10 protein-coding genes are annotated in these 12,254 nt (G+C 59.0%); 3 read left to right on the top strand and 7 right to left on the bottom strand.

Annotated elements, in window-relative coordinates; all coding sequences use genetic code 11:
* Positions 1–60: 60 nt before the first annotated feature.
* From SJY13_RS09580 to SJY13_RS09570, 3 genes are all read left to right on the top strand, one after another.
* Positions 61–465: a hypothetical protein gene (locus tag SJY13_RS09580; RefSeq protein WP_377190429.1), complete on the top strand. Its 405-nt coding sequence runs from the start codon at positions 61–63 to the stop codon at positions 463–465.
* A 3-nt stretch (positions 466–468) separates the two neighbouring features.
* Complete coding sequence (locus SJY13_RS09575; protein ID WP_085821450.1) at positions 469–1,701, top strand: HlyD family secretion protein; 1,233 nt, start codon at positions 469–471, stop codon at positions 1,699–1,701.
* Between the two features lie 398 nt (positions 1,702–2,099).
* Positions 2,100–2,606, top strand: coding sequence for a hypothetical protein (locus SJY13_RS09570; protein ID WP_377190427.1), 507 nt, complete (start codon positions 2,100–2,102; stop codon positions 2,604–2,606).
* Between the two features lie 84 nt (positions 2,607–2,690).
* Here the strand turns inward: SJY13_RS09570 and SJY13_RS09565 are convergent, their stop codons facing one another.
* From SJY13_RS09565 to SJY13_RS09535, 7 genes are read right to left on the bottom strand one after another with little or no spacing between them, the layout of a single operon-like run.
* Positions 2,691–3,764, bottom strand: a complete 1,074-nt coding sequence (locus SJY13_RS09565; RefSeq protein WP_085821448.1) for a BMP family ABC transporter substrate-binding protein — start codon at positions 3,762–3,764, stop codon at positions 2,691–2,693.
* A gap of 32 nt (positions 3,765–3,796) precedes the next feature.
* A complete protein-coding gene (locus SJY13_RS09560; RefSeq protein ID WP_085821447.1) occupies positions 3,797–4,717 on the bottom strand; it encodes an ABC transporter permease in 921 nt (306 codons plus the stop codon).
* A 3-nt stretch (positions 4,718–4,720) separates the two neighbouring features.
* Positions 4,721–5,803 carry an ABC transporter permease gene (locus tag SJY13_RS09555; protein WP_085821603.1) on the bottom strand — a complete coding sequence of 361 codons (1,083 nt, stop codon included), beginning with the start codon at positions 5,801–5,803 and terminating at the stop codon, positions 4,721–4,723.
* Between the two features lie 38 nt (positions 5,804–5,841).
* Positions 5,842–7,359, bottom strand: coding sequence for an ABC transporter ATP-binding protein (locus SJY13_RS09550; protein ID WP_377190424.1), 1,518 nt, complete (start codon positions 7,357–7,359; stop codon positions 5,842–5,844).
* Positions 7,356–8,291 carry a xanthine dehydrogenase accessory protein XdhC gene (gene xdhC / locus SJY13_RS09545; RefSeq protein WP_377190422.1) on the bottom strand — a complete coding sequence of 312 codons (936 nt, stop codon included), beginning with the start codon at positions 8,289–8,291 and terminating at the stop codon, positions 7,356–7,358. The genes SJY13_RS09550 and xdhC overlap by 4 nt, the downstream gene beginning before the upstream one ends.
* Positions 8,291–10,693 carry a xanthine dehydrogenase molybdopterin binding subunit gene (xdhB, locus tag SJY13_RS09540; RefSeq protein ID WP_377190420.1) on the bottom strand — a complete coding sequence of 801 codons (2,403 nt, stop codon included), beginning with the start codon at positions 10,691–10,693 and terminating at the stop codon, positions 8,291–8,293. The genes xdhC and xdhB overlap by 1 nt, the downstream gene beginning before the upstream one ends.
* The gene (locus tag SJY13_RS09535) at positions 10,690–12,051 is read right to left on the bottom strand and encodes a xanthine dehydrogenase small subunit (RefSeq protein ID WP_377190418.1); all 1,362 of its coding nucleotides are present in this window, start codon (positions 12,049–12,051) and stop codon (positions 10,690–10,692) included. The genes xdhB and SJY13_RS09535 overlap by 4 nt, the downstream gene beginning before the upstream one ends.
* Positions 12,052–12,254: the final 203 nt, after the last annotated feature.

Genomic DNA, 12,254 nt, shown 5'->3' with positions numbered 1-12,254 from the left:
AGGCTTGAATTTGCGCATCAACCCATCCAAACAAGGGTCACACAGATACAGGAGAGCAGGGTGAGCAACGCAGACCTACACCCAATGGCCACGGGGCATATTCCGTCTTACGTGACCCAGGCGGACGGCAGTGATTTTCTTTTAACTTTCATGTTCATTTTTACCGTTTTGGTGATCGTTTTGATCGGGGTGGGGTATTTCACCCTCCATTCAATTCCCGAAAAGCTGGCGCATGAATCCAACCACCCGCAGTTTCAACTGGTGGGAATACTGGCCTTGCTGGCGCTGTTTACCCATAACGGCCTGTTCTGGGTTGCGGCTGTTCTGGTGGCTGGGTTCCAGTTTCCCGATGTTGCTGCTCCGTTGCGGGCAATCGCCGATGCGATCCGATCTTTGGGCTCTGAGCGATCCGAAGACCCTTTGCCGGTTCAACCCGCGGAAACTACCGTCCAGCAGGAGCAGTAAGATATGCTTGAGACATTGATGTGCGCGTTGGTGACGGTGCTGCCCGACTATCTGTTCCGCCGGTTTGTGCAGGGAAAACGCATTGGTCACGAAATCACCCTGTTCACCATGTGGTACGAGCTGCGCTGGGGCCTGACCACCTGCGCAATTCTGGCGCTGACTGTGATCACAACCCTGTTTTACTTCCACCCCGCCAGTAAGACGGCGGCGTCCTATTTCCGCACCGTCACGATCCTGCCGCAACTGGGCGGGCGTGTGTCCGAGGTCTACGTGACCAACAACCAGCAGGTGGTTGCCGGGCAGCCGATTTTCCGGATCGAGGATTTCACCCAAACGGCGATGGTTGAGGCCGCGCATGCAGACATCGCGCAGGTTCAGGCCTCGTTGAAAGTGGCAGAAACCGATCTGGCCGAGGCCGAGGCCGGTATAGCCGGGGCTCGCGCAGCGCTGGATCAGTCGCTGGAAGACCTCGAGCGGAACACCACCCTGCGCGATGAGGGTTCGAGCGCGGTACGATTGGCCGAGATCGACCGGTTGGAAAATCTGGTGGCTGAGCGTGAGGCGCAGCTGAAAGCCGCGCAGGCAAAACGTGCCGCCGTTGTTCAGCAAATCGAAGAGCTGATCCCGGCGCAACTGGCCAGTGCCAACGCTCAACTTGATGCGGCGCTGACTGAGTTGGACAAAACCGTAATCAGCGCCGGAGTTACAGGCCGGGTCGAACAGTTCGGCTTGCAGGTTGGCGATTACGTCAGTCCGCTGCTACGTCCGGCGGGCATTCTGGTTCCATCTTCTTCGGGTCACGACCGGTTTCAGGCGGCGTTCAACCAACTCTCTGCCCAGGTTATCAAGCCGGGCATGATTGGGGAGCTTGGCTGCATGACAAAACCCTTCACCGTGATTCCGGTTGTCGTGGTTCAGGTGCAGGATGTGATCCCGTCCGGCCAGATACGGCCTACGGATGAGCTGCGCGATGTTCAGACCAACAACAAGCCGGGCTCGATTCTGGTGTATTTTGAACCACTCTACAAAGGCATGGCCGATGACATTCCACCGGGCAGCAATTGTCTGGCCAATGTCTATACCGACAATCACGAGCGGCTGGAACACGAAGATCTTGGCTTTTGGGAAGGGGCATTCCTGCACGTTGTTGACACAATTGGTGTAGTGCACGCTGCTGGGTTGCGTCTGCGTTTGATCCTGATGCCGGTAAATACACTGGTGTTGAGCGGGCACTAAACTTCGACGGCTGCGGGACACGTCAGCACCATGCCGTGTCCCGCCAAGCTTTTCCTCGTGCCGGTTGGAATTTCGTTCCCTGTTTGGATGCTGGCTACATCCTACAGTGGCATGCGCCTAACCAGGATTACCGCCTGGCGCTGCGTCCTTGCGCCAAATTTAATGTGAAACCGGATTTACGTAACGAGGCGGATTCCTCATAGTTCCAACGAGTTTGGAGCAAGACCACTGTAGCGCAACTGAATTCCAAGGGAGAGCAGCAACCTATGTACATCGTCGAAAAACTCGTTTGCCTGGCCTTAGGGGCTGCGGTCCTCGGAGCAGCATTGCCACCAGCCGCGACCGCGCAAGTTGCGCAATGGAACCAGGTTGTTTCGGACCCAAAGTTACAGGAGTCGATGCACCGTGCCATACGTGAAGTGGCTACAGAATACGTAAACGAGCTGGACGAAGCAGGCGTCGCAGGTGCTATTGCATTTGTCGATACCCAGTTGGATTATCCGCTGCAGCTTGCATCACCCAATTTCCGTCATTTGAATCTTAACGCTCTGCAGGCCAAAGCGGCGTACGTGATGACGTATCAGGCAAAAACAAGTGCCGGAGTTAATGTTACTGTCGCACCGGCCATCTCGGGTATAGGCCTGACAGGTGGTTACGGAGGTCTTCCCGGCCCCGGAAATGTGAAGGCCGGCGGGCATGGGGAAATACCCGGGGACGGGGCGATGATGCTGTGCCCGATCAACAAGGCAGGGCTGGAGTTTATGTCCGGCGTAATCTCTATCGCCAGCTTGGATGCAAGCGGGCAGTTTCGTGTTGAACAGGATGGCGCTGACATCATCAGATTACACGGTGAAATCTTGCGACGCACCTATGAGTATTACGGGCACACGCCAGAAGCCGAGTAACTTGGCTGGCATCTGATCCGCTGCCTTAGATACAAAAAAGGCCCGCAATTCGCGGGCCTTTTCGTTCTTACGGATTGAACCGATTTACTGCGGAATTTCACCTTCCAGCCCTTCGACATAGAAGTTCATGCCCGCCAGCGTGCCGTCATCGGCTGTTTCGCCTTCACCCAACCAGTCGCTGCCGTCTTGCTTTTTTAGCGGGCCGGTGAAGGGGTGGTATTCACCCGCTGCCATGGCCGCCTTCAGCGCCAGCGCTTCTTCCTTGACGTCGGCCGGAACCGCGTCCGATATCTCGCCAATGGCAACCATGCCCTCGCGGATTCCGTCCCATGTGTTGGCGCTTTCCCAGGTGCCATCCATCACGGCCTGGGTGCGCGCGATGTAGTAAGGAGCCCAGTCATCGATGATCGATGAAACACGCGGGAAGGGTGCGTATTCGCTCATGTCCGAAGCCTGACCAAAGGTGATGACGTTGCCTGCCTCTTGCGCGGCTGCTTGCGGCGCGGTCGAGTCAGTGTGCTGCAGGATCACGTCTGCACCCTGTTCGATCAAAACCGAGGCCGCGTCGGCTTCTTTCGCGGGGTCGAACCAAGTGTAGGCCCAGATGATTTTGAACTCGACATCCGGGTTTACCTTTTTGGCGTGGACATAGGCCGAGTTAATACCGCGGATCACTTCGGGGATCGGGTAGGATCCGATGTAACCGATGGTGTTAGACTTGGTCATCTTACCGGCGATATGCCCTTGAACGGCGCGGCCTTCATAGAATCGGGCCGAATAGACCGAGACGTTGTCGGCGGTCTTGTATCCGGTCGCGTGCTCGAATTTCACATTCGGGAATTTTTTGGCCACGTTGATAGTCGGGTCCATATAACCGAACGAAGTGGTAAAGATCAGATCCGCGCCTTCCAGCGCCATCTGGGTCATCACGCGTTCTGCATCGGGACCTTCGGGGACCGATTCAACAAAGACGGTCTCGACTTTGTCGCCGAACTCTTCCTCGACCGCCAGACGGCCTTTGTTGTGCTCATAGGTCCATCCGCCGTCGCCCACGGGGCCGACATAGACAAAGCCGACTTTGGTTTTGTCTTCGGCCATGGCGGTTGTCGCCAGACCCAGCGCCATGGCGGCGCTGGTCAAAAGAGATGTGAATTTCATGTAGTTACTCCCCAAGTTGATTTAGTTGGCCTCTAGTGCGAGGCGTGGAATATCCGACCCAATGAGGCAGGTGCGCTGCTCTTGTCGGCCGAAAGGATCACAAGCACAAGGATCGTGATGATGTAGGGCGACATTGCCAGATACTCGACTGGAATGGCAACGCCCGCCGCCTGCAAATTAAGCTGCAAAACAGTGATGCCGCCGAACAAATAGGCACCCAGCAAGGCACGCCATGGTTTCCAGCTGGCAAAGACCACCAGCGCCAGCGCAATCCAGCCAACACCGGCGGTCATGCCTTCGGTCCATTGGGGGACACGGATCAGGCTGATATAGGCCCCTCCCAACCCTGCACATGCCCCGCCAAACAGGATCGCCAGGATGCGGATCTTGATGACCTTATAGCCCAACGCATGCGCGGCATCGTGGTTTTCGCCCACGGCGCGCAGGATCAGACCAACGCGCGTGTATTTTAGCGTGGCCCAGACAGCGGCTGTCAGGGCAATTCCCAGGTAAAGGATCGGGTCGTGCTGAAACAGGATCGGGCCAATGACAGGGATGTCGCTGATCACAGGGATATGGATTTCCCCCATGCTGGGTGGTTTGACCCCGACATAGCCCTGACCCAGAAGGGCACTAAAGCCCAGGCCGAACAACGTCAGCGCCAGACCACTGGCCACCTGGTTTGCCAATGCTACTTGCGTCAGCAAAACAAACAGCAGGGATAGCACCGCACCTCCAATGGCTGCGGCGATAAAACCCAGCCAGGGCGAGCCGGTCTCGACCGAGATCGCAAAGCCGCTGATTGCGCCAACGATCATCATGCCCTCAACGCCGAGGTTCAGAACGCCTGCTTTTTCGACTACCAGCTCTCCGATTGCGGCCAGCAGCAGGGGCGTCGCGGCCACCATCAGGGACGCTACCAGAAGTACGGGATTAATCTCACTAAGATCCATGGGTCACGCTACCTCGCTACGGGCCGCACGAATGCGGTAGTTGGTCAAAAGATCGAAGGCCAGCAGGAAGAACAACAGCATCCCCTGGAACACCTGAATGGCGGCGGCAGGCAGACCCAATTGGGATTGCGCGATCTCACCGCCGATATAGGTCAGTGCCATCAGGCCACCGGCCAGCAAGATGCCCACCGGGTGCAACCGGCCCAGAAAGGCCACGATGATCGCTGTAAAGCCATAGCCAACGTTGAAGTCGATGCTGACCACGCCTGAAGGGCCGGACACTTCGAACATGCCCGCCAGCCCGGCCAGCGCGCCGGACAAGCCCAGACAGAACAGGATCAGGCGGGCCGGGTTCACACCGGCGAATTTCGCCGCACGCGGGGCCTCACCTGTCAGCCGAATGTGAAAGCCCAGCATATGCCGGTTCAGCAGGATATAGGAAAAGATCACCGCAATCAGCGCGGTTACAACCCCCCAATGCATGCCCGAACCCGCGATCAGCTCGGCATTATGCGCGCTGTCATAGGCTTGCAAATTGCGCGAGCCGGGAAAACCGAACCCTTCAGGGTTCTTCAACAAACCCAGCGACACCGAGGCCAGCATCTGTTCGGCCACGTAGACCAGCATCAGCGAGACGAGGATTTCATTGGTGCCAAACCGGACCTTCAAAAAAGCCGGGATGGACGCCCAGAGCCAACCGCCAAACGCGCCAGCGATCACCATGATCGGAAAGACGTACCACGCATCCAATGGATAGAATGCCAGACCGGCCCCGGCGCCAAAGATCGCGCCCATGATGTACTGCCCTTCGGCGCCGATGTTCCAAATACCAGCCTTAAAGCCCAGCGATAGGCCAATGGCGATCAACACCAAAGGCGCACCTTTCACCAGCAATTGCGGGCGATAATAAAAGGCAAACTCACCAAACAAGGGTTCCCAGAAAATGGTGCCGATGGCCTCGATCGGGTTCTTGCCCAAAAGGGTGAACAAGATACCGCCGCACACCATCGTTGCCAGTACAGCAACCAAGGGGGTGGCATAAGACCACGCCTTGGATGGCTGTGGCCGTTTCTCCAATACTATCATCCGCTCATACCCCCGCATTCATCTTTTTTTGCAACCGTTCAGACATGGGCCACCTCCATGCCGTGCGCGCCACCCATCATCAGGCCGATCTCATCGACCGTCAGTCCAGTGGTTGTGCGCGGGGCGCTCAGGCGGCCCTCGTTCAGGGCGGCGAAGCTGTCTGAGATTTCCATCAATTCGTCCAGATCCTGGCTGATGCAGACCACTGCGGTGCCTTTGGTCGCCAGATCCAGAATGGCCTGGCGGATCGCAGCGGCGGCGGCAGCATCCACACCCCATGTTGGCTGGTTCACCACCAGCACGTCGGGGTTTTGCAACACCTCGCGTCCGATCACGAACTTCTGCAGGTTGCCGCCTGACAGGGACCGCGCCGCGTTTTCCGGCCCCGGCGTTCGGACGTCGAAGGCTTGAATGATCTTTTCGGCAAAGCCTTTGGTTTCGGCCCATTTCAAGAAGCCATTGTTTTCCAGCCCTTCGCGTACCGATCCGGTCAGCAAAGCGTTTTCGGTCAAGCTCATATCCGGCGCGGCCGCATGACCCAGCCGTTCTTCGGGCGCGGTCAGCACCCCCAGCCTGCGCCGTGCGGTGGGGCCCAACTTGCCAATTGGTTGACCGTTAAATTTGATTGCGTCAGCGGCTGTCAGGATTTCACCCGACAGGACGCCCAGCAATTCATCCTGACCATTGCCGGCAACCCCGCCGATGCCCAGCACCTCACCCTTACGGACAGCCATGTGGACGTTCTTCAGCGCGGTTCCAAACTCCGACGGCGACGGCACCGACAACCCGCTGACATCCAGCGCAACCTCGCCAAAATCCCGCCCGGACCGTTCAGGTGTCTGCAGGGTCGAGCCGACCATCATCTCGGCCATGTCCCGGGCCGAGGTTTCGGCAGGAACGCATTCCCCAACGTTTTTGCCCAGCCGCAGGATTGTGGCGTGATCACACAAGGTGCGGATTTCCTCCAACTTGTGCGAGATATACAGGATCGAGGTGCCCTCGGAGCGCAGTTTGTTCAGCGTTTCAAACAGGATATCAACCTCTTGCGGGGTCAGAACCGAAGTCGGTTCATCCATGATCAACAGCTTGGGATCCTGCAACAGGCATCGGATGATCTCGACCCGCTGACGCTCACCGGCCGACAGATCGCCAACCGTGCGAAAGGGGTCCAGCGGCAGGCCGTAGGTTTCCGAAACTTCGCGGATGCGCGAGGCCAGGTCCCCCATGGCAGGCGGGTTTTCCATCCCCAGAGCGATGTTTTCAGCCACGTTCAGCGCGTCGAACAGCGAGAAATGCTGAAACACCATCGCGATCCCATCTGCGCGGGCTGCGCGGGGCTCGGGTGGCGCAAAGGGCTGTCCGCGCAGCAACATGGTGCCGCTGTCCGGCTTGACCAGCCCGTAGATCATTTTCACCAGCGTGGATTTGCCGGCGCCATTCTCGCCCAACAGGGCGTGAACTTCGCCTTCACCGATGTCAAAAGACACCTGATCATTGGCCACGACGCCGGGATAGGCTTTGGTCAGCCCTTGCAAGCTTAGAAGTGGAGTGGTCACGCGCTCAGGTCCTTCTTCAAGTCGTTCTGCCGGACGGGGCGCAGCACTTGTGTTGCGACGCCAACGGCGATCATCTGCGGGTGTTTACCCAGCGTTGGATCACCAATCGGGCAGGTGATCCGGCTTATCTGTTCGGGCGCATGGCCCAGGGCAGCCAGCCGCGACCGGAATCGCGCCCATTTCGTAGCCGAGCCAATCAGCCCCGCAAAGCGGAAATCGTGCAAAAGCAGCCTGTTGCACAGTTCCAGATCCAGATTGTGTGAGTAAGTCAGCACAAGGTGTTCGGCGTCAATTGGTGCGTGGCGCACCAACTCGGCCGGTTTCGCTGCCGGAACGACGGTTACGCCGCCCGGTACCTTATCAGGAAACCGGTCTGATCCGGTGTCCACCCAGGTGATGGCCAGATCGGGCAGGGGCGACAGCACATCAACCAGCGCCCGACCGACATGGCCCGCGCCCCAGATCCACAGATTGCGGGTGGGCTTGTGAACCGGCTCGATCATCCAGCCTTCCAACAGTTGCGGGTCTGGGTCGATACCTTGACCGCGCGCCTGCGCCAGCACGCGTTTGACGGATAAAGGCATCTCTGGCGCTGCCATTGGGCGAGCGATGATCGTATCATCCAGCCGATCGACCGCGCCCATGTCATAGATTTCGCTGACCAGTGTCACCGCCCCGCCGCAACACTGCCCCAGATCGGGACCAAGCGCATGCTGGGAAAGACGGGCCGGAAGGATTTGGGTACGTGCCGCTTCTGCCGCCTGATACTCCAGGGTGCCGCCACCGATGGTGCCGCTCTGCCCATCCTTCCAGACCAGCATCGCCGCGCCGACCTCGCGCGGGGACGACCCCTTGATCGCGGCGATGACCACCCGGGTTACTGTCCCGTGGGTTTTGACCGCCTCCCTCAAAGCCTCAAGGTCAAATCCCATCAGATGTCTCCCATCATCTTTTGGATGCCGTGCCACACCTGTTCGGCCGTAGCGGGCGCATCCAGCGCCGGATAACGGTCACCGCAGGCCGCCACCGCATTCGACAGCGCCAGCCAGGCCGATATGCCTAGCATGAACGGGGGTTCCCCGACCGCCTTGGAGCGATAGATTGTGTCCTCGCGGTTCTCACCATGCCAAAGGGCTACGTTGAAGATATCGGGCTGGTCGGAACAGGCCGGGATCTTGTAGGTTGAGGGCGCATGTGTGCGCAGGTTACCTTTGCCGTCCCAGACCAGCTCCTCAGTCGTCAACCAGCCCGCGCCTTGCACATAGCCGCCTTCGACCTGACCGATATCCAGCGCAGGGTTCAGTGAGGCACCTGCGTCATGCAGGATATCTGTGCGCAGAATGCGGTTTTCGCCGGTCAGTGTGTCGACCGCAACTTCGGTGATCGATGCGCCATAAGCAAAGTAGAAAAACGGTCGTCCCCGGCCCTTGATACGGTCCCATTCGATCTTGGGCGTCTTGTAGAACCCCGTTGCTGACAGGCTGATCCGGCCCTGATAGGCCAGTGCAGCAGCCTCGGCAAAGGTGTAACGTTCCTCGCCGACTTCAACATGACCGTCAGTGAAGATGACGCTGGCAGGATCAGCCTGATGCCGTTCGGCCAGATAGTCCGCCATCCGGTCGCGGATCGTATCGCAGGCCGCCTTCACGGCCATACCATTCAGATCACTGCCCGAGGACGCCGCCGTGGCCGAGGTATTCGGCACTTTGGCTGTGTCGGTCGCGGTAATCTTCACCATCTCCAGCGGGATGCCAAACCGTGAGGCTGCAACCTGTGCAACCTTCTGGAACAGGCCCTGACCCATCTCTGTGCCGCCGTGGTTCAGGTGGACTGAGCCGTCCTGATACACGTGCACCAAAGCACCCGCCTGGTTCAAATGGGTCAGCGTGAAGGAAATGCCGAACTTGACCGGGGAAAAGCCGATGCCTTTCTTAACCACAGCGTTTTCAGCGTTCCATTTGGCGATGGCCGCCTTGCGCGCGGCATAGTCACTGGATTCCAGCAATGCCTGGGTCATGCCGTGCAGTTCGAAATCGCTGACCTCCATCCCGTAGGGCGTCGTATTGCCACCAGCGGGCAAGGGACGTACCGGAGCGCGCGCCGTCTCAACAGCGCCGCGACTGGTAAGGTCTTCGTGCGGGTCGGGACGGCCCAGCGGTTTTTCCTCGGGCGGTTGTTCGGCCATGGCATGGGCCGGTTCGTAATAGTTCCTGCGGCGCAGTTCGACCGGATCAATGCCCAGCGTGTGCGCGGCGTGGTCCATCATTCGTTCGACGCCAACCATGCCCTGCGGCCCGCCAAAACCGCGATAGGCAGTGGCGGATTGGGTGTTGGTTTTCAACCGATGGCTTTCGATCCGCGCGTTGGGCAGAAGATATGCATTGTCTGAATGCAACATCGCACGGTCCGCGACAGGCAGGGACAGATCCTGTGCCCAACCGCAGATGGCGTGGTGCAGGAAGGACACCCCCTGAATATGGCCGTGACCATCAAACCCGGCACGATAAGAAATCCGGAACGCGTGGCGCTTGCCGGTGATAATCATGTCATCATCGCGGTCATAGCGCATTTTGCAGGCCTTGCCGGTCGCCCGCGCGACGATAGCACAGGCGACGGCCAGCGCGTTGCCCTGGCTTTCCTTGCCCCCGAACCCTCCGCCCATGCGGCGGGTTTCAACCCGGACCGCATGCATCGGAACGCCCAGAGCATCAGCTACCTTGTGCTGTATCTCGGTTGGGTGCTGGGTCGAGGAATGCACCAGCATGTCCGCGCCCTCATTCGGCACGGCCAATGCGGCCTGACCTTCCAGATAGAAATGCTCCTGCCCGCCAAGCTCAAAACTGCCTTCGATCACATGGGCGGCACTTGCGATAGCCGCATCCGCGTCGCCTTTGGCGTAGATGCGCGGGCCGTCTTCAAAGCGGCTGTCCGCGGCCAGGGCGTCCTCAATGGTCAGAATAGGTGTTTCCTCGGCATAGTCGATCTTGCCCAGACGTGCGGCTTTGCGCGCAGCCAGATGGCTGGTGGCCGCCACAACGAACACCGGTTGGCCGATATAGTTTACCGTGCCGTCCGACAGCAGCGGTTCATCGTGGATCGAGGGCGAGACGTCATTGGCAAAAGGCAGGTCCTCGGCAGTCATCACCATTGCGACCCCGTCTGCAGTTTTCACCGCAGACAAATCCATCGCCGTGATCTTGCCCTTGGCAATCGGGCTAAGGCCGAATGCCAGATACAGCGTGCCCTTGGGGGTCGGGATGTCATCCACATACCGCGCCGTACCGGATACGTGCAGTGGTGCCGCGTCATGGGGCAGGGGTTTTGTCACGCTCATGCCGTCACCTCCAGCACGTTTGTCACGTCGCCCTGATCCTCATGGAAATACCTCTCGAGCAGCGCTTTGGCCGTCTCCAGCCGATAGGTTGCCGAGGCGCGCATGTCTGTGAGTGGTGCAAAATCTTCGGCAAATCTGGGCAGCGCGGCCTTTACGGTCGCGTGCGCCCAGGGTTTGCCAATGATTGCGGTCTCGACATGGGTTGCCCGCTTCGGAATGCCAGCCATGCCGCCAAAGGCGATGCGCGCTTGTGTGACTGTGCCGTCCGAAACAGTGATGTTGAAACAACCGCAAACGGCAGAAATGTCCTGATCGAACCGCTTGCTGAGCTTATAGCATTTCAGCCTGTCCGCTTGGCGTGGGAAGCTGACGGCCTCGACAAACTCACCTGGAAGGCGATCCTGCTTGCCGTAGTCGAGGAAAAACTCTTCCAGCGGCAGCTGTCGCCGCGTATCGCCTCTGCGCAGATGCAGCGTCGCATCCAGGGCGATCAGGGCAGGCGGGTTGTCCCCGATGGGCGAGCCGTTGGCGATATTGCCGCCTACGGTGGCCGCATGGCGCACCTGAACACTGGCATAGCGGCGGATCATCTCTGCGTAAGACGGGTGCAGATCGACCAGCGCGTCGCCCATGCGGTTCATGTCGACCATGGCGCCAAAACGGAGTTCACGATCGGTGATTGTGATCTGTTTCAAATCATCGCAGCGGTTCAGGAAAATCACCGGATCCAGATCTCGCAGCTGTTTGGTGACCCACAGGCCAACATCCGTGGCCCCGGCAACCAGAGTAGCCTCAGGGTGGTCGGTGTACACTGTGGCCAGCGCGTCCGAGGACGTAGGCAACATTGGGGGCGATGACGGCGACGCAACCGGCTTATCCTTGACCCAGGTGGGTACGGGCTGATCCTCGGCCGCTTGTGCGGCGCGGATGATCGGCGCGTAGCCTGTGCAACGACACAGGTTTCCGGCAAGCTGGGTGTCGTGATCCGTTGCCCCGGTGGCGTGGCCAGCCACCATCGACATGACAAAGCCCGGGGTGCAGAACCCGCATTGCGAGCCGTGCAGATCGACCATGGCCTGTTGCACAGGGTGGGCCTCTCCATTTGGTCCGCTTGCGCCTTCGACCGTGCGCACTGCTTTGCCGTGTAGCTGAGGCAGGAACAGGATGCATGAATTAAGCGCCTTCGCACCATCCTCGTCCGTCACCATTATGGTGCAGGCCCCGCAATCGCCTTCGTTGCAGCCTTCCTTGGTACCGGTCAGGCCGCGATCCTCGCGCAGCCAGTCCAGCAGGGTCGCTGTCGGATCAACATCCGCCAGCTCCACTGTCTCTCCGTTCAGAAGAAACGTGATATCCATTCGAGAAACCCGTCGCCTTACCCGGTTGCGCCCTTCGGTGCCCTCCTTCGATGCGACGTAGAAAGAGTGGCGGGCGGATAGCTTGCAGTCTGATGTTAGAAACAGCGCGGCTTATCTGGCAAGAAAAACTGCCTTTATAATGCACCATTGCGCCCAAACAGCGTGAAGACGTAACATGTGTTTAATGTTCAGTCTTTTGAAAT

This window comes from Ruegeria meonggei (assembly GCF_042768335.1).
GTDB classification, from domain to species: Bacteria; Pseudomonadota; Alphaproteobacteria; order Rhodobacterales; family Rhodobacteraceae; genus Ruegeria; species Ruegeria meonggei.
This window is presented reverse-complemented; position numbering and strand designations above follow the sequence as displayed.